Genomic DNA, 18181 nt, shown 5'->3' on the forward strand with positions numbered 1-18181 from the left:
CGGTGCCGTACGAGGGGCGTCACGCGCGGAAAGCCGGCGCGAGCCACGAAGCGTCGCCCGCGCGCTCGCGCCGACCGGTGTCCGGCCTTCCGCTGAGATGCCTGGACCTTCACCCGCGCGCGGCCGGGATCCCACGTACGGATCCCTGGGCGTCGAACCGGCAGTGACGGCAGGTCAGCCCTGGTCCACGCGCTTCAGTACGTCCTGAGCGAGGGCGAGGGCGGCGTCGACGCTGTCGGCGTCGTACATCGAGTCGATCATGAAGTGGTCGATGCCGGTGCGCTCGTGCACGCGCCGGACCGTGTCGGCGACCAGGGACGTGGTGGTACCCGCGTCGATGTTCACCCGCAGCACCGTGTCGATCACCTCCGGGTCGCGGCCGGCCTCGCGGGTGAGCCGGTCCAGCAGTGCGCGCTGGGCGAGGAGCCCGTCGATGTCGACGTAGCTCGGAACGACGCACAACGGGAGCCAGCCGTCGCCGCGCCGGGCCACCCGGCGCAGCGCGCGCTCGGACAGCGCGCCGAGATAGAACGGAGGCCGGGGCCGCCGGGCCGGCTTGAGCGGCGAGTGGTGTGCCGGGACGGACAGTTGGGCGCCCTCGTATCCCGCCGGGTCCTCGGTCCACAGGACATCCAGGGCGTCGAGCAGTTCGTCCATGCGCGCCCCGCGGCGGGCGAAGTCCAGCCCGGCCGCCTGGAATTCCTCGGGGGACCAGCCGATGCCGAAGCCCGGCAGCAGACGGCCGCCGCTGATCAGGTCGACGGTCGTCAGCGACCGGGCCAGCTGGACGGGCGGATACAGCGGGGCGACGATGACGTGACTGCCCAGGAGTACCCGCCGGGTGGCGCTCGCGGCGACGCCCAGGAGAACGAACGGGTCGGCAGTCGGGTTGAGTTCCTCGGGAATGGTCGTGCCCCGCCCGCCGTACCCGACGACCGGATTCACGGCGGCCAGGTTCCGGTCGCCCACCCAGAGGCTGGCGGCCCCGGCCTCCTCGACGGCCGCGGCGAACTCCGCGGTCCGCGCGACCTCGAACGCCTGGCGGTGGAACTGGGGCAGAGCGAAACCCAACTTCATGACGTCCTCCTGCGGCGAGGGTGGGGAGTCGTGACGGGTGCGCAGTCTTCCACACGGCCCACCGCGCAGCCGGTCAGCCCACGCCGGGTACGGGCGGCCGCGTGGAAGGCCGCGGGGAGCCCTGGCGAGCGCCGTGGCGGGATCCCCGGGCCGCCGCGGATCGGCCCCTCACCACATTCCCCGATCTTCGGGTCAGCCCTCGGCTCGCGGGAAGTGATCCACGTCGACGACGGCCTGGGCGAACGCCGTTGGCGCCTCCTGAGGCACGTTGTGTCCGACGGGCAGGGTGCGGTGCTCGTACGGTCCGGTGAACTTGTCGCGGTAGGAGGAGCCGTCGCCGGGCTGGGCCGTGAAGGGGTCGAGCAGGGGGTCGATGGCGAGGGCGGGGACCCCGATCGCCGGTCCCGTGGCGAGCCGCTCCTCGTCACGGTCGTAGCGGGACTCGCCTTCGGCGAGACCCAGCCGCCAGCGGTAGTTGTGGATGACGATCGCCGCGTAGTCCGGGTTGTCGAACGCGGCGGCGGTGCGCTCGAAGGTCGCGTCGTCGAACTCCCAGGTAGGGGAGACGAGTTCCCAGACGAGCCGGGTGAGATCGTGGCGGAGATCCTTGCGCTCCATCGCCTTCCTGCCGCGCTCGGTGGCGAAGTAGTACTGGTACCACCAGGTGTGTTCGGCGGCCGGCGGGATCGGTTCCTGCTGCATCGCGCGGTTGGTGACGAGGTAGCCGCTGACCGAGACCAGGGCCTTGACGCGCTCGGGCCACAGGGCGGCGAGGATGTCGCCCGTCCGCGAGCCCCAGTCGAAGCCGGCGATCACGGCCCGGCGGATCCGGAGCGCGTCCATCAGGGCGAGGACGTCCAGCGCGATCGCCGCCTGCTGGGCGTTGCGGGGCGTCCGGGAGGACAGGAAACGCGTCGTGCCGTGACCGCGCAGGTAGGGCACGATCACGCGATAGCCCATGTCCGCCAGCAGGGGAGCGACGTCGGCGTAGCTGTGGATGTCGTACGGCCAGCCGTGCAGACAGATGACCGCGGGCCCGTGGACGGGACCCAGCTCGGCGTAGCCGACGTTCAGCAGCCCGGCCTCGACCTGTCGGAGCGCGGGGAAGGACGTGTGTGTCCCCGGTGTGATCGACGGGACGACGGGGGCCTGGGCGGCGCGGTGCGGGGCGGCCGCGTGCGAGACGCCCTGGAGGCCGGCCAGCGAGAGGGCGGCCCCTCCCGTACCCAGTCCCATCGCCTTGGTGAACGAGCGCCTGTTGATCATGTCGACCCTTCCGCGTGGGGTGGCTGCGCACCCTGCCCGGTGCGGACAGCCGTCGTGGACACAGGTCCGCCGGGCAGGCGAGTGCGTGGAAGACGACTCTGACATGTTCGTCGTCACCATTCAAGGAGGTGACTGGATGGAGGTGTGTTTCCTGCCGCTCCCGCCGGGGGTCGTCGTTTCCGTGGATCGCCCCCTCGGTGCCGGGTCGCCGCCGAGGGGGCGGGGGATCAGTGGCGGTGCGTCAGGACCCGCTGTACGGCCGCCGCCATGGCGCGCTCGCCCTGAGCGTTCGGGTGCAGCGGAGCCGCGGGGCCCTGCGGGACGAACGGCTCGATCCAGCGCTCGCCGGCGGGTGCGCACAGGTCGTGCCCGATCGTGGGGGCGTAGGTGTCCACGTACCGCGCGCCGCCGCGCCGCGCCTGACGGGCCAGCATGGAGTTCAGTTCCTTCTCCTTGTCGCGCAGGTAGGCGAAGTCGCCGGCCGCCAGCGGCACGGAGGGGCTGGTGCAGCCGACGCCGTCCTCGGGGAAGAGGTCCGGGTAGCCGACCACCACGATCCTCGCGTGCGGCGCGCGGCGATGGATGCCGCGGATCACCTCCGCGACCTTCGGGGCGGTCGCGGCTATCGACTCCGACACCTGGTCGGTGCCCGAGCCGGTGAGGTGCGCGCGGCACGGCGCGCCGGCCGGGTCGCTCGCCGACAGCCGTGCGCAGGTGCCCAGCACCGCACTGAAGCCGATGTCGTTGCCGCCGATGGTGAGGGTCACCAGGTCGGTGCGCCGGTTCACCGCGTCGAGCTGCGGCGCGGCCGTCCCCTGCGGCGCGGTCATGGCGGCGGTGGTCGCGCCCGAACAGGTGACGTCGGTCAGCCTCGCCGCGGAGGAACGCGCCAGCAGTGAGGGGTAGTTGTTGCTGCTGCGCAGGCAGAACGCGTCCACCTGGTCGGGTACCAGGGGCGCGGAGGCGTACGAGTCGCCGAGGGCGACGTAGTCCGCGCGGTGGGGGCGGTGTGCGGCCGCGCCCGCCATCGCCGGCTGCGCCGTGGCCAGCACGGCGATGCCGCTGAGCAGGGCGGCCCCCGCCGCCAGGGCGCGCCTGGTGTGCGCGGTGGGGAGGTGTCTCGTCATGGTGATTCCTCCGGTCGTGGGATCCCGGCCGCGGTCGGCCGGGCGTGAAGAGCCGATCGTACGGGCCCAGTTGGGGCGCATCACCCGCTTCGGGCGCGAGGCCGCGCGGCTCCGGCGCGGGCTCCTGTCGCGGAGCCGCCAGGTGACGACTGGGGGTGCCGGTGGGTGAGCCATGCAGGACGCGCCGCGCCCATGCGTCATCACAGCCTTGACAGGTGATGAGACACCTGGAACGTTAGTAACCTTTCAAAGCGGTGACGTGCTGGAATGGTCATTTCCGCCGTTCCTCACCGCCGCCCCGCCACTCCTCCGAAAGCGAGAACACCGCCATGGACCTCAAGCTCGAAGTCCTCGTCCTCCCCGTCTCCGACGTCGACAAGGCGAAGGCGTTCTACGTCGACACCCTCGGGTTCCGCCTCGACGCCGACTTCCCGGTCCACGACGGCTACCGGATCGTCCAGGTGACACCCCCCGGCTCCGCCTGCTCCGTCATCTTCGGTGAAGGACTGACCACCGCCCCCGCCGGCTCGGCCCAGGGCCTGCATCTGATCGTCACCGACATCGAGCAGGCGGTCGGCGAACTCGTCGGGCGCGGGGTCGACGTCGACGGCCCGTTCCACGACGCCACCGGCGCCTTCCACCACGCGGACGGAACCCACCGGATACCCGGCCTCGCTCCGGGGCGCCCGAGCTACGGCACCTTCGCCGGCTTCGCCGACCCGGACGGCAACGCGTGGTTCCTCCAGGAGATCACCGTCCGCGCCCCCGGACGCTGACCGCCGACTGCCCACAGACGACGCGTCAACGACGAAACGGAGACCGCCATGACTCAGGAACACACGAGCGGCCCGGCCGAGGCAGCCCGCCACGAGCGGTTCGGCACGCTCCCGGAGCGCATCGGCTTCGAGAGCATGACCGAGGAGAAGCCGAGCGCGCCGAACGCCGGGACGAACGCCCGGTACAACCCGGAAAACTCGTGGAACCACTTCTCTTGCCTGGCCCTTGACCTGGGACTGTAGACCTTGTCGCGACCGCAGGGCCCGGCACGACCAGCGCGAAGCCCCTCCGCCCCCGGCCCGTCATGCCCCGCCCCCGTACACCTCCGCCACGTTCGGACGCGGCGCGGGCCGGTGGCGGGCGGCGGGTCCCTCCGCGAAGGCGCGCAGCAGGTTCTCCGTCGTACGGGTGACGAAGACGCGCGTACGGGCGTCCATCCCGTGGTCGCGCCCGCCGTCCGGGGTCGCGGCCATCAGGCCCTCCACCCACCGCATGGTGCCGGTCGCGAAGACCCCCGCCCCGCTCCGCGCCGTGTAGTACGCCGAGTCGCTGTGGCTCGCGCGCCCCTTGCACACCAGCGGGGAGTGGGCCGTGATCTCCAGGGGCTCGGGGACCGGCGAGCCCGGGGTGACCCGGTCGTACTCCACCCCGACCAGATGAGCGAACCTGTCGCCGCGGCGCACCCCCGTCCCCTCGTACAGCCAGTGGTCCGCCGCGTGGACGACGTACGGCGCGTCCGTCGGATAGCCCTCGTACAGCACACCCGTCAGCGAGGACTCAGGGTCGGGCGCCGGGGGCGCGCGGAAGTCCGTCGTCACCAAGGAAGGACGGGCCGGATAGAAGGGATCGGACCGGTAGGAGGACTTGTAGCAGACCACCGTGCGCTCGGGTCCGGTCGCGTCCGGCTCCAGGCGGACCCGTCGGAAACAGGTGTTGGCGCCCAGGAAGGCCACGTTCGTACCGGCGTCCCGGGCCCCGGTGACATGCTGACGCTGCTGCGGCGTCCAGTACTCGTCGTGGCCGAGGCAGACGACGGCGGCCGCCCCGCGCAGCACCTCCGCGTCACGGTGCACGTCGACCCCGGTGGTGTACGCGAGGGGGATGCCCAGCCGCTCGGCGAGCACCACCGCCGCCCGCTCGTACACCAGGAACTTCTCCGCCCCGTTCAGATCGTAGGGACGGTCGAAACTCACGGCGAGGGAGCGGTCGGCGTATTCGCCCGCGGGCCCCTGGTACAGGCTGTAGCCGCCCCACCGGTTGTACGCCTGCCAGGTCGCGGGCGCGTGCATCAGCACCGTGCGGCCCGCGCCCCGCGCGGAGCGCACGACCAGCGGGACGTAACGCCGGTGTCCGTCCTCCGTGTCGAGCCGCAGCAGGTACGCGCCCTCCGGCCAGCCCGCCGTGCCGAGACTCAGGGTGCGCCGCCAGTCCGCCCGGACCGTACGGGTCTCGGGCAGGAGGCGCGGCTCCGCCTGGACCCGGCCCGGGACCCGCGCGGACGACCAGACGAGCCGGGCCTCGGCCCCGCCGTACCAGCCGATCCGGAAGGCCGAGACCCGGAAGGACGCGGCCGTCGTCGAGACGTACAGACCGCACTCCTCACCCGGGATCACACTCACCCGGTCGGTGTACCCGAGGACGGCGTCCGCGGGACCTTGCGACCGGATACGCCAGTCGTGTGTCCCCGGCCGCTCCCGTTCCGTCTCGGGCCGGTGCGAGACCGCGGCCCGAGGGTCACGGGCGGTGCCGCGGGGAGCGGACGGGGAGCAGGCGCCGACCGTCGCCGAGGCGAGTCCGACGCCCGCTTTCAGGAGGGTGCGGCGGCGCGGCGCCGTTCCGCGTTCCGCTTCGTGCCGTGGGTGCTCCGGCCTGTCGGGGCCCACGTCGCCTCCTGGATGCCGGCTCGCGCGTCAACGCCCCCGCGAGCAGCGTGGCACGGTATGGAGGACGCGGCCCGCGAGGGGCGGCGGAGCGACTCGGGTCCCGGACGGAGGCCCCGTCCACCGCCGTCCCTCCCACGGGCTCCTGGATCAGCCGTTCTTGGCGGGCGCCTCCCGTCCCGCCAGCATCGGCAACAGCAGCGCCGCCGACCAGCTGAAGTTCGGCGAGTTGAGCGGCGCCCCGGTGAGCGGATCGTAGTTCTCCATGACGGGACCGTCGCCCGCGAGCCCCGACGCCTGCGCGAGGAGCCGGCCGGCGAGGGTGTCGGCATCACCGCCGTAGCCGTAGCGGCGCAGCCCGCCGAGGGCGAAGTACGCCTGGTCGAGCCAGACGGGACCACGCCAGTACGCGGTCGGCGAGAAGTACGGGGAGCTCTTCGCGACCGTGGGGAACGGCACCGCCGTCGCGAACTCCGCGGCGTCCGTCAGCCGGTCGCGCACCGCCCGGGCCTGCGCGGCGGACGCCGTGCCCGTCCACAGCGGGACGGCCCCCTCGATGCCGCGCCCGCGCGCGGTGAGCGGCTTCCCGGTGCCGAGCGCGGTGTCGTGGAACCAGCCGTCGGCCGGATCGAACATCCGCTCGCGTACGAGGGCATGGGTGGCGGCGGACTTCTCCCGCCACCGCCGCGCGTCGCGGTCCTGCCCCAGCGCCGCCGCGATGCGGCCCACGTACCCCTGGTCCGCGGCGAGGTACGCGTTCAGGTCGACGGACTCCTGCGTGAGGGAGTAACCGAGGAGGCTGCCGTCCGCGGCCCGGTTGGCGACCACCAACGTGCCGAGCGCGGCGTCGAAACGGGGCGCGTTGTCCATGCCGCTCTCCCAGGCCGCGGCCAGCCGCTGCTCCCCGGGCGAGTCGTTGGCCGGATCGACGGTGGCGCCGTACTCGGCCAGCCCGTTGCCGTCGTGGTCCCGGTTGCGGTACCACCACTCCTGATAGGCGACGAGCTTCGGGAGCATCTCGCGCAGGAACGCTGTGTCGCCGCTCGCGCGGTACACCTCCCACACCGCCCACGCGGCCAGCGGCGGCTTGGAGTTGCGCTCGTTCCAGTTCCCGCCGCCCCGCTCGGGATCGTTGTAGAAGACGACGTCCGGGATCATCCCGGCGTCCTGCGGCCGGGTCCGCGAGTCCGGCCGGATCTGCCAGTCGAACATCGACCGGATCTGGGACTGGGCGAGCCGGGGATCGAAGCGGGCGGTGCCGACGGCCTGCTTCCAGGTGTCCCAGGCCCACATACCGCCGGCGAACCACTTGTACGAGATCGACGGCGTGATCCCGTCGTGCCGGATCCGGCCCGCCGCGCTGCGCCAGTTGGTGACCAGGGTCTCCAGCGACTTCACGGCCGTACGCCGCCGCTCCGCCGGCACGCCGCGGGTCACGTCCGCCACGTACCCACGCCACCGTTCGTCCCCGGCCGCCGCCGAGGACGGGGCGTCGGCGAGGACGCGGCGCACCCGGTCCGCCTCGCGGGCGCGCTCGGCGGCGGTGAAGGTGTACGACTCGGTCCAGTCGAAGCTCCGGGAGCGCCCGGGGGCCAGGGTCACCGGCGCCTTGGCCTCGGTGAGGTACGTGTCGCCGTCGACGGTGGTGCGGACGGGCTCCTTGTGGGTGACCTCGAAGCGCTCGGTGCCGTCCGTGAGGTAGTCCCAGGTCTCGCGGACCTTCGCGAAGCCGACGCCGACGCCCGTGGGGGTGGCCGCCAGCGACGGCGCGTCGCGCATCGGGGCGTCGGCGGGCCGCAGCAGGCTCCCGGTCCAGCCGGCGCGCAGGGTGCGCGCCGTGGAGCCGGAGTTGCGGACCTTGGCGCGGACGAGGGCGCTGCGGTCGGTGGCGAACCGCAGCTCCAGCCGGAGACTCAGGCCGCGCCCGAGGTCGTACGACTGGCTCAGCACTCCGGGCAGCGACGTGAAACGGGGCGCGCCGCCCGCGGCCAGGTTCAGGGCGCGCCCGTCCTCCGTCAGCCGCATACGGCTGAACGACGTGCTCAGCCACCACGGGTACTCCTGGGCTATGTAGAGCGGCCCGGTGAACCCTCCGTACGCGGCGCGGTCCCCGTCCTCGGGCAGGGCGTAGGCGTGCCAGGCCCCGCGGTCGGCGAAGACGTTGACGGGGTTGTCGTCCGAGCCGTCGCCGGGCAGGGCGGAGACGGGGGTGCCACGCAGGTCGAGGACGTCCGCGTAGCGGGACGCCGGCCGCGGACGGTCCGCGGCGGCGGAGGTCTGCGGGGCGGCGAGCGCGCCGGCGGCCAGCAGTATCAGTGCGGTCAGGGCGCGCAGGGGACGACGTCTGGTCACGGGGCGGTCCCTCCAGGGGAGTCGGAGTCGGAGTCCAAGCCGGAGCCGGAGCCGGATCCGGCTCCGAGAGCGGATTCGGGGACGGGGGCCGAGACGGGGGCGACGCGGACGACCGCGGCACCGAGGGGTTCGAGCGTCACCTTGTCGTGCACGGCCCGCCCGGTGAGCAGATCGGTGCCGCCCGCGGCGTACGCGCCGGTCAGCGGGGCGCGCGCCGGCTGGTCGCCGTGGTTGAGGAGGAAGAGATAGGTGCCCTGGGCGCCGGTGCGGACCGTCACCTCGACGCCCTCGGGGACGTCCAGGACCGGCCGTACCCCCGCCGCGCCCAGAGCCCGGTCGAGGACGTCGCCGATCCCCTCGGCCAGATGGCCGCTCACGTACCAGGCGGTGCCGGCGCCGTACGCGTGCCGGGTGACGGCGGGCAGGCCGGCGAGGGAGCCCGAGGCGTACGTGTCGACGGTCTCGGCGCCCTCGGGCACGATCCACTCCGTCCACAGCGTGGCCTCCGCCCCGGAGGCGAGAGCGGTGCTCTCGCCGTCGGGGACCGGCCAGAACTCGTCCACCGACAGCCCCAGGACCTCCCGCAGCGGACCGGGCGCCCCGCCGTCGTGGATGTGGTCGTGCGCGTCGACGACACCGCTGAACGGACCGCACACGAGGTGGCCGCCACCGCGCACGTGGTCGGCGATCCGGCGGGCCTGCTCCGGGCGCAGCAGATACAGGCTCGGCGCGAGGACGGCCCGGTAGCCGGCGAGGTCGGCGTCCGGCGGGACGAACGTGACCGTGATCCCGCGGGCGTGCAGCGCCGCGTACCAGGGGCGCAGCAGATCTGGCCAGCGCATCCGGGCCGACGGATGGTCGGCGCCCTCCAGCGCCCACCACGAGTCCCAGTCCAGGACGATCGCGACGTCGGCGTCGAGACGGCTGCCCGCGACGTCCGCGAGCCGGCCGAGTTCGGCGCCGAACCGTACGGTCTCGGCCCAGCCGCGCGAGGCGGTGCCGCGGTGCGGCAGCAGGGCGCTGTGGAACTTCTCCGCTCCGGCGCGCGAGGCCCGCCACTGGAAGTACATGACACCGTCGGCGCCGCGGGCCAGGGCCTGCAGCGACCACAGACGCTGCAGCCCCGGCTTCTTGGGGACGTTCACGGGGCGCCAGCTGACCGCCGACGGCGCCTGTTCGAGCAGCAGCCAGGGGGCGTTCCCCTTCAGCGAGCGCATCAGGTCGTAGTTCAGGGACGCCGCGACGTGGGCGCGCGGGTCGGAAGGATCCGGATAGGCGTCGTCGGAGACGAAGTCCTCGTGCCGGGCCCACTCCCAGTAGTCGAGCGCCTTGAACATCGACATGAAGTTGGTCGTCGCCGGAATCCCCGGACTGACCTCCGTCAGGACCTCGCGCTCGGCGCGGTGCAGCGCGAGGAGGGCGTCGGAGCAGAATCGACGCCAGTCCAGGAGCTGGGTCGGGTTGACCGGCCCGGGCGCGGTGCGCGGCGGTTCGATCTCGTCGTACGTGGCGTACCGCTGCGACCAGAAGGCGGTGCCCCAGGCGTGGTTGAGGGCCTCGACGGTGCCGTAGCGCTCGCGCAGCCACGCCCGGAAGTGCTCGGCCGAGCGGGGGCAGAAACACTCCGCGACATGGTCGCCGTACTCGTTGTGGATGTGCCACAGGGCGAGCGCGGGATGACGCGCGTACCGCTCGGCGAGGGCGCGCGTCAGGCGCAGCGCGGCGTCCCGGTACGCGGGCGAGGACGGGCAGTAGTGCTGCCGCGAGCCGAATTCGAGCCGTACGCCGTCCGCCGTGACGGGCAGGACCGTGGGGTCGGCGCGTACCAGCCACGCGGGCGGCGACGCGGTCGCGGTGGCCAGGTCGACGGCGATGCCGTGGGAGTGCAGCAGGTCCAGGAGCCGGTCGAGCCAGGCGAAGTCCCAGCTGTCCGGGCCGGGCTGGAGCCTGGCCCAGGAGAACACGCCGACGGTCACCATGGTGACGCCGGCCTCGCGCATCAGCGCGGCGTCCTCGGCCCAGACCTCCTCGGGCCACTGCTCGGGGTTGTAGTCGCCGCCGTACAGCAGACCGGGGACGCGGGTGAGAGACGCGGCGGGAGTGGGGGCGGGGCGGTTCATCCCTTCACCGCCCCACCGAGCAGGCCGGCCACGAACTGCCGCTGGAAGAGCAGGAAGAGCACCAGAAGCGGCAGCGTCGCGAGCAGCGAGCCGAGCATGAGCCCCGAATAGTCGACACGGGTGAGACCCGTGAGGGTGTTGAGTGCGACAGGCACGGTGTATTTGTCCTCACTGTTGAGCATGAGCAGCGGCCAGATGAAACTGTTCCACTGCCCCATGAACGTGAAGATGACCAGGGCGCCGAGTTGGGGACGTACACACGGAAGGACGACCTGATAGAAGGTGCGCAGCTCCCCGGAGCCGTCGACGCGGGCCGATTCGAGCAGTTCGTCGGGGAAGTCGACGAAGCCCTGCCGCATCAGCAGGATGCCGAAGGAGTTCGCGAGGAACGGCAGGATCACCGCCTGGTACGAGTCGATCCAGCCGACGCTCGCCATCATCTGGAACAGGGGCACGAGCAGCACCTGGAACGGGATCATCATCGTCGCGAGGACCGCGCCCAGCAGCAGCCCGCGGCCGCGGAAACGGTACTTGGCGAGCCCGTAGCCGCACATCGCGGAGAGCAGCGAGCTGAGCGCCGTGTGCACGACGGCGATCCCGAGGCTGTTGAGGAGCACCCGGCCGAACCCGATGGTGTCCTGGAGCCGTACGAGGTTGTCGAGCAGCCGCCCGCCGGGCAGGAACGGCGGCGGGGAACGGAACAGTTCCGACGTGGAGTGGGTGGCGGCGATGGCCATCCACAGGAACGGCACCAGGCTGACCAGCGCCCCGAGAGCGAGCAGCAGCCGGACGAGCCAGCGGCCGGCCCGGCGCACCGGCCGCGTCCGGGCCGGGACCCGGGCGGGCACATGGGCGGGTACACGGGCGGGCGCTCGGGTGGGGGAGAGGGCGGTCACCGGCGGCGCTCCCTTCCGAAGGCGAGGTACTGCAGGGCGGAGACCGCGGCGATGAGCGCGACGACGACCCAGGCGATCGCGGCGGCGTAGCCGAAGTCGAGCTGCTGGAATCCGACCTTGTAGAGGTAGACGACCGGCGTCAGGGTCGCGTCGTCGGGGCCGCCGCGGGTGAGGACGTAGTTCTCGTCGAAGAGCTGGAGCGTGCCGATGGTGGAGGTGACGACGCAGAAGAGGACCACGGGCCGCAGCTGCGGCAGGATCACCCGCAGATACGTGGCCGCCGTCCCGGCGCCGTCGAGCGCGGCGGCCTCGTACTGCTCCTTGCCGATCGCCTGCAGCCCGGCGAGCAGGATGACGGCGTTGTATCCGGTCCAGCGCCAGGTGAGGGACGCGATGAGCGAGACACGCGCCCAGGTCGGACTGTTGAGCCAGTCGACCGGGCCGGCGCCGACCGCGCCGAGCAGCTGGTTGACGAGTCCGCCGTCCGTCTTGAGCAGGACCTGGAAGACGACGGCGTACGCGACGAGGGTGGTGACGGCGGGCAGGAAGTAGACCGCCCGCCAGGTGCCGCGCAGCCGCAGCCACGACTGGTTGAGCAGGACGGCGAGGATCAGGGCGAGGCCGATCATCACCGGCACCTGGACGGCGAGGATCATGCCGGTGTTGCTCAGCGACCGCAGGAACGAGGGGTCCTGGAACATCCGCCGGTACTGGTCGAGCCCGGCCCAGTGCGGGGTGCCCGCCTTCTCGGTGGTGAAGCTCTGCAGCAGGCTCGCGACCAGTGGATAGGCGAAGAAGAGCGCGAAGAGGACGGCCGCGGGACCCGCGAAGATCCATGCGGACAGGCGGGGGCGGCGCCGGCGGCGCCCGGCCGCCGTCTTCGCGGCGCGCACCGGAGCGGAGGCCGGGGGCCCGAGGGTGGTGGGGGAGGCCATCGTGTCAGGCCACCCGCTTGCGGCCGGTGGCCCGGGCCAGCTGCCCGGCGGCCGAGTCCAGGGCCCTGCGCGGATCCTCGCCGCGCAGCATCACACTGGTGACGGCGGAGACCATGATGTCGGTCGCCTTGGCGTCGTCCGCTTCGTACTCGACCGGAGGGATGGCCGGGACGAGGCGGGCGAAGACGTCGAGGACCGGCTGCCCGCCGAAGTAGTCCTGCCCCTCGGCCAGATACGGATCGTCGAGCGCGGGCAGATACGCCGGGAAGAGCCCCTCGCTCCGGAGCATGGACACCTGGCGGGCCGCGTCGGTGAGCAGGAACTCGATGAAGGCCCAGGCCAGCCGCGGATTCCCGCTCTGCGCGGGGACGCAGAGGGTGGAGCCCCCGATGTTGGAGGTGTGGACGCCGTCCGCGGTGAAGCCGGGCAGCGGCACCACCCCGAACCTGCCCTTCAGCTCCGGCATCTCGGAGGTGAGGGTGCCCGTCCACCAGGCGGCCGTGGGGGTCGTGCTGGTCGTCCCCTCCTTGGTGCTGGTGACCAGGGCGTCCCAGCCCTTGCCGTAGGCCACCAGACCCTTGTCGGCCAGGGTCTTCATCAAGGTCAGAGCCCTGACGGCCTCGGGGGTGTCGACGGCGACGCGGCCCTGCTTGAAGTAGGCCTGCCCCTGCTGCTGGAGCAGCATCGGGAGGAGTCCGGTGTCCGTGGAGTCCTGGAAGATCAGTTTGTGGCCGGTGACCTGTTTGACGCGGACGCCGGCTTCCACGTAGTCGTCCCAGGTGCGCAGGGAACGGGCGTCGACGCCCGCGGCGCGGAAGTGGTCGGTGCGGTAGTAGAGGGCGCACGGGCCGATGTCCCAGGGCAGGGCGAACACCTTGCGGTCGGCCCCGGTGACCGTACGCCAGGCGGCCCGGTCGAAGTCCCCGCCGTACCGGCCGCCGAGGCTGGTCAGATCGTAGAAGCCGGTCGGGAAGCTTCCGGTGAACCGCGGCATGTGGCTGCCCTCGACGGTGAGGACGTCCGCGAGGCCGGTGCCGCCGCGCAGACCCACGATGATCTTGTCGTAGGCGTTGTCGTACCCGATGTCGACGACATCGACGGTCGTGCCGGGGTGGCGCTGTTCGAAGGAGCCGGCCAGCCGTTTCATGGCCGTGGCGGCGACGTCCCAGGACCAGACGGTGATGCGGCCGCCGAGCTTCTCGTCCTTTCCGGGCCCGCCGCCCTTCGTCCCGTCGATGTCGCGGGCCTGCCCGCCGGTGCCCGCACCCCCCATGGCACATCCGCCGAGCAGGCCCGACGCCGTGGCCGCGAGGCCGGTGGCCAGAACGGCCCGTCGGGTGGGTCTTGTTGACACTCTTGCCTCCTGAAGCCTGAATGCCTAATGCTGTATTCAGAACACTGAATGACGGAGTCAGCCGTCAAGAGGTGTACACGCAAAGACTTTTGAGGCCGGGCACCCCGGCCGGACCCAGCCGATCTGCCTACCCGAAAGGCACGGCATGACGTCGCCCCAGCACTTCCAGCAGTCCCCGCACTCCGAGAACACCGCGAGCTCCGACGGCACCGCGCATCCCGCGCCCGCCGTCCATCCCTACATCCCGAACTCCGTGCCGGCCGTTCGCCAGGCGATGCTCGACGAGATCGGCGCGACCAGCGTCGAGGACTTCTACGCCGACATCCCGGACCGGATCCGACTGCACCGCCCGCTCGACCTCCCGCCCCCATTGCGTTCGGAAGCCGAACTCACCCGGCATATGAACGCCCTGCTCGACCGCAACACTTCGACACGGCAGGTCCTCAGCTTCCTCGGCTCGGGCTGCTACCTGCACCACGTGCCCGCCGTCGTCGACGAGGTCGTCAACCGGAGCGAGTTCCTCACCGCCTACGCGGGCGAACCCTACGAGGACCACGGCCGCTTCCAGGCCCTGTGGGAATACCAGTCGATGATGGCCGAGCTCCTCGACGTCGACATCGTCAACGTCCCGGTGTACGACGGCTTCCAGGCCGCCGGAACCGCCCTGCGCATGGCGGGCCGCGTCACCGGCCGCCGCCGGCTCCTCGTCGCGACCGCGATCGACCGGGACAAGCTCTCCCGTATCGAGGACTACGTCCGCCCCGACCACGACGTGACCGTGCTCCCGGTCGACCCGCGCACCGGCTGCGCCGACCTCGACGCCGTACGCGCCGCGCTCGCCGCCCACGACACCGCCGCCGTCTACGCCGACACCCCGTCGGCCCTCGGCATCGTCGACCCGGCACTGCCCCGGCTCGCCGAACTCGCCCACGAGGCGGGCGCCTTGTACGTCGTCGGCTGCAACCCCCTCACCCTCGGCGTCCTCGCGCCCCCCAGCGCGTACGGCGCCGACATCGCCTGCGGCGACATCCAGCCGCTCGGCATCCACCCGAGCTACGGCGGAGGCAACGCCGGCTTCATCGCCACCCGCGACGAGGAACACCTCGTCGCCGAATACCCCTCCCGCCTCTTCGGGCTCGTCCCCACCGAGGTCGAGGGAGAGTACGGCTTCGGCGACGTCGCGTACGAGCGGACCTCCTTCGCCCTGCGCGAGGAAGGCAAGGAATGGGTGGGCACGGCGGCCGCCCTGCACGGCATCGGCGCCGGCGTCTACCTCGCCCTCATGGGACCGCACGGCATGCGCGAGATCGGCGAGACGATCCTCGCCCACACCGCGTACGCCCGACAGCGCCTCGCCCGCGTCCCCGGCATCGAGGTCCCCTACGGCGACACCCTCCACTTCGCCGACTTCACCGTGCGCTACACCGGCGGCCGCACCGCCGCCGAGATCCGCGCCCGCCTCAAGGAGCACGGCATCCACGGCTCCCTGCCCACCGGCGTACACGAGGCCGCCTTCTGCGTCACCGAAGTCCACACCAAAGCCGACATCGACCGCCTCGCCGCCACCCTCGAGGAGATCGTCACATGAGCGCCCACCACCCGCCCGCGGCCGTGTCCCCGAAGGACGCGACGATCGCCCCCAAGCCGCCCCTGCGCCGCTTCCGGCAGGCGTCCTGGGACGAGAAACTGATCTTCGAACTCGGTACGCCGGGAGAACGCGGCGTCCTCGTCCCGGCCCCCGACCCCGGCATCCCCCCGGTGACCGTCCCGCCGGCACTCCGCCGCGCCCGGCCGCCCGCCCTCCCCGAGATGTCCCAGCAGCAGGTCCTGCGCCACTACCTGCGGCTGTCCCAGGAGAACCTCGGCGCCGACCTCAACATCGACGTCGGCCAGGGCACCTGCACCATGAAATACAGCCCCAAGATCAACGACCAGTTCGTCCGCGACCCCCGCATCGCCGCTCTGCACCCGCTCCAGGACGAGGACACCGTCCAAGGCGTCCTCGGCATCATCCACAGCCTCGAACAACTCCTCAAAGAGATCTCCGGCATGGACCGGGTCTCCCTCCAGCCGGGCGCCGGATCGGCCGCGATCTACACGAACGTCGCCATGATCCGCGCCCACTTCGCCGCTCGCGGCGAGCTGGAGCAGCGCGACGAGATCATCACGACGATCTTCTCCCACCCCTCCAACGCCGCCTGCGCGAAGACCGCCGGGTTCAAGGTCATCACCCTCTACCCGGACGACGACGGCTACCCGGACATCGACGCCCTCAAGGCCGCGGTCGGACCGCGTACCGCCGCACTCCTCATCACCAACCCCGAGGACACCGGCATCTACAACCCGCGCATCGAGGAGTTCGTCCGCATCGTGCACGAGGCCGGCGGCCTCTGCGCGTACGACCAGGCCAACGCCAACGGCATCCTCGGCATCACCCGCGCCCGCGACGCCGGATTCGACCTGTGCCACTTCAACCTGCACAAGACCTTCTCGACCCCGCACGCATGCGGCGGACCGGCCGCCGGCGCGTGCGCGGTCACCGAGGAACTCGCCCCGTATCTGCCGCGCCCCACCGTCGAGTTCGACGGCGAGCGCTACCACCTCGACGACGACCGGCCCGAGTCCGTCGGAAAGATGCGGCCCTTCTACGGAGTCGTCCCGAACCTCGTCCGCGCCTACGCGTGGATCATGTCGCTCGGCGCCGAAGGACTGCGCTGCGCCGCCGAGACCGCCGTCCTCAACAACAACTACCTGCTCCACAAGGTCCGGCAGATCCCCGGCGTCTCCGTGCCCTACGCGCAAGGGCGGCCGCGTGTCGAACAAGTCCGTTACAGCTGGCAGCAGTTGCACGAGGACACCGGGATCAGCTCCGAGGACCTCGGGCTGCGCGCCGCCGACTTCGGCACCCACTACTGGACGAGCCACCACCCCTACGTCGTCCCCGAACCGATGACCCTGGAGCCGACCGAGTCGTACACCCGCGCCGACCTCGACGAATACGCGGCGATCCTCGCCGAGATCGCCCGCGAGGCCTACGAGTCCCCGGACACCGTCCGTACGGCCCCGCACCGCTCGACCATCCACCGCATCCGCCCGCAAAGCCTCGACGACCCGGCCACCTGGGCCGTCTCCTGGCGCGCCTACCAGCGCAAGATCCTCGGCACGGCGGATCCCCGTTGACCAGGATCGGCCTGGTCGTCAATCCCGTCGCCGGCCTCGGCGGCCGGGTCGGTCTCGGTGGTACGGACGGCCCGCGGCTCCGGCACCGCGCCCTCGCCCTGGGGGCCGTACCCCTGGCGGGGGAGCGGGCGGCCGCGGCCCTGCGCGAACTGCGGGCGGTCTCCGGAAGCCGTGCGCCGGGTGCCATCGTCGCGGGGCCGACCAGTTCATCCGGGGAGCCGGAGATCGTCACCGCCGCCGGCGCCATGGGAGCCGACTCCGCGGCCGCGGCCGGACTGACGGCACGGATCGTGTACGTACCGCCGAACGAGGGCGAGACCTCCGCCGAGGACACCGTCGCCGCCGTGCGCGCGATCGTCGGAGAGGACATCGACCTGCTGCTCTTCGCCGGCGGCGACGGCACCGCCAGGGACGTCCTCACCGCGCTCGGCGGGCAGCACGGCCCGGTGCTCGGGGTGCCGACCGGCGTCAAGATGCACTCGGCCGTGTTCGGCGTCAGCCCGCGCGCGGCGGGCGAGGCCGCCGCCGCGTGGCTCGCCCGCTCCGGCACCGTCCGCCTGCGCGACGCCGAGGTCATGGACCGCGACGAGGACGGGCTGCGCGACGGACGGGTCACCTCCCGCCTCCACGGCTGGCTCCCCGTCCCCGACCTCCCCGCGCGCGTCCAGCAGCGCAAGACCGGCAGCACGGCCGGCGCGCCGGACACCGTCACCGGCATCGCCGCCGAGGTCGCCGAACGGGTCGGCGACGGCCTGCTCGCACTCGGCCCCGGCGGCACCACTCGCGCCGTGGCCGCCGCGCTGGGCGCCGACACCTCCCTCACCGGCGTCGACGCCCTCGCGCTGCGGCCCGGCCGCCCGGCCAGGGTCGTCCTGCGCGACGCCGGAGAGACCGCGCTCCTCGCGGCCGGACCGCACTGGATCGCCCTCTCGCCCATCGGGGGGCAGGGTTTCCTCCTCGGCCGCGGCAACCAGCAGATCTCCCCTCGTGTCCTGCGCGCGGCGGGCGGCCGGGACCGGCTGCTGGTGCTGTGCACCGAACGGAAACTGGCAGCCCTGGCCGGCCGCCCCCTCCTGCTCGACACCGGCGACGACACACTCGACGCCGAACTCACCGGCTACCTGCCCGTCATCACCGGCCGACGCCGCACCGCGCTCTACCGCCTGACGACGTGAGGGCCCCTCCCTCCTCCCCGCCGCCAGGCCGATCCGCCCCCG

14 protein-coding genes are annotated in these 18181 nt (G+C 72.4%); 5 read left to right on the forward strand and 9 right to left on the reverse strand.

Going from position 1 to position 18181, the window contains the following annotated elements; all coding sequences use genetic code 11:
- Positions 1 to 174 precede the first annotated feature (174 nt).
- The 3 genes from ABZ693_RS26790 to ABZ693_RS26800 all read right to left on the reverse strand — a co-directional run bounded on the left by ABZ693_RS26790 (position 175) and on the right by ABZ693_RS26800 (position 3470).
- Positions 175 to 1077 (reverse strand): TIGR03619 family F420-dependent LLM class oxidoreductase, encoded by a 903-nt coding sequence (locus ABZ693_RS26790; protein ID WP_359882129.1) that lies wholly within the window; start codon positions 1075 to 1077, stop codon positions 175 to 177.
- Positions 1078 to 1269: 192 nt separating this feature from the next.
- The gene (locus ABZ693_RS26795) at positions 1270 to 2343 is read right to left on the reverse strand and encodes an alpha/beta fold hydrolase (protein ID WP_359882132.1); all 1074 of its coding nucleotides are present in this window, start codon (positions 2341 to 2343) and stop codon (positions 1270 to 1272) included.
- 227 nt (positions 2344 to 2570) lie between these two features.
- On the reverse strand, positions 2571 to 3470 hold the full coding sequence (locus ABZ693_RS26800) for an SGNH/GDSL hydrolase family protein (protein ID WP_359882134.1): 900 nt from the start codon (positions 3468 to 3470) through the stop codon (positions 2571 to 2573).
- Between the two features lie 329 nt (positions 3471 to 3799).
- Between ABZ693_RS26800 and ABZ693_RS26805 the strand changes: the two genes are divergently transcribed.
- Together ABZ693_RS26805 and ABZ693_RS26810 are read left to right on the forward strand one after the other, a co-directional pair.
- The gene (locus tag ABZ693_RS26805) at positions 3800 to 4246 is read left to right on the forward strand and encodes a VOC family protein (protein ID WP_359882136.1); all 447 of its coding nucleotides are present in this window, start codon (positions 3800 to 3802) and stop codon (positions 4244 to 4246) included.
- 48 nt (positions 4247 to 4294) lie between these two features.
- A complete protein-coding gene (locus ABZ693_RS26810) occupies positions 4295 to 4489 on the forward strand; it encodes a hypothetical protein (protein WP_359882138.1) in 195 nt (64 codons plus the stop codon).
- A gap of 60 nt (positions 4490 to 4549) precedes the next feature.
- Here the strand turns inward: ABZ693_RS26810 and ABZ693_RS26815 are convergent, their stop codons facing one another.
- The 6 genes from ABZ693_RS26815 to ABZ693_RS26840 form a co-directional block, all read right to left on the reverse strand.
- Complete coding sequence (locus ABZ693_RS26815) at positions 4550 to 5866, reverse strand: N,N-dimethylformamidase beta subunit family domain-containing protein (RefSeq protein WP_435842551.1); 1317 nt, start codon at positions 5864 to 5866, stop codon at positions 4550 to 4552.
- A gap of 411 nt (positions 5867 to 6277) precedes the next feature.
- Complete coding sequence (locus ABZ693_RS26820) at positions 6278 to 8479, reverse strand: MGH1-like glycoside hydrolase domain-containing protein (protein ID WP_359882140.1); 2202 nt, start codon at positions 8477 to 8479, stop codon at positions 6278 to 6280.
- Positions 8476 to 10599 carry a beta-galactosidase gene (locus tag ABZ693_RS26825; protein ID WP_359882142.1) on the reverse strand — a complete coding sequence of 708 codons (2124 nt, stop codon included), beginning with the start codon at positions 10597 to 10599 and terminating at the stop codon, positions 8476 to 8478. Before ABZ693_RS26825 ends, ABZ693_RS26820 begins: the two co-directional genes overlap by 4 nt.
- Positions 10596 to 11495: a carbohydrate ABC transporter permease gene (locus ABZ693_RS26830; RefSeq protein ID WP_359882145.1), complete on the reverse strand. Its 900-nt coding sequence runs from the start codon at positions 11493 to 11495 to the stop codon at positions 10596 to 10598. The genes ABZ693_RS26825 and ABZ693_RS26830 overlap by 4 nt, the downstream gene beginning before the upstream one ends.
- Positions 11492 to 12430: a carbohydrate ABC transporter permease gene (locus ABZ693_RS26835; protein WP_359882148.1), complete on the reverse strand. Its 939-nt coding sequence runs from the start codon at positions 12428 to 12430 to the stop codon at positions 11492 to 11494. Before ABZ693_RS26835 ends, ABZ693_RS26830 begins: the two co-directional genes overlap by 4 nt.
- A gap of 4 nt (positions 12431 to 12434) precedes the next feature.
- Positions 12435 to 13784 (reverse strand): ABC transporter substrate-binding protein, encoded by a 1350-nt coding sequence (locus ABZ693_RS26840; RefSeq protein ID WP_359882151.1) that lies wholly within the window; start codon positions 13782 to 13784, stop codon positions 12435 to 12437.
- A 145-nt stretch (positions 13785 to 13929) separates the two neighbouring features.
- On the opposite strand from ABZ693_RS26840, the gene gcvPA reads away from it, so the two are divergent.
- Genes gcvPA through ABZ693_RS26855 form a run of 3 tightly spaced genes read left to right on the forward strand, consistent with a single transcriptional unit; the run spans position 13930 to position 18139 of the window.
- Complete coding sequence (gene gcvPA, locus ABZ693_RS26845; protein WP_359882154.1) at positions 13930 to 15372, forward strand: aminomethyl-transferring glycine dehydrogenase subunit GcvPA; 1443 nt, start codon at positions 13930 to 13932, stop codon at positions 15370 to 15372.
- Positions 15369 to 16964 carry an aminomethyl-transferring glycine dehydrogenase subunit GcvPB gene (gcvPB, locus tag ABZ693_RS26850; protein WP_359882157.1) on the forward strand — a complete coding sequence of 532 codons (1596 nt, stop codon included), beginning with the start codon at positions 15369 to 15371 and terminating at the stop codon, positions 16962 to 16964. The genes gcvPA and gcvPB overlap by 4 nt, the downstream gene beginning before the upstream one ends.
- Positions 16961 to 18139 carry an ATP-NAD kinase family protein gene (locus ABZ693_RS26855; RefSeq protein WP_359882160.1) on the forward strand — a complete coding sequence of 393 codons (1179 nt, stop codon included), beginning with the start codon at positions 16961 to 16963 and terminating at the stop codon, positions 18137 to 18139. The genes gcvPB and ABZ693_RS26855 overlap by 4 nt, the downstream gene beginning before the upstream one ends.
- Positions 18140 to 18181: the final 42 nt, after the last annotated feature.

The organism is Streptomyces laurentii (assembly GCF_040635425.1).
Classification (GTDB): Bacteria; Actinomycetota; Actinomycetes; order Streptomycetales; family Streptomycetaceae; genus Streptomyces; species Streptomyces laurentii.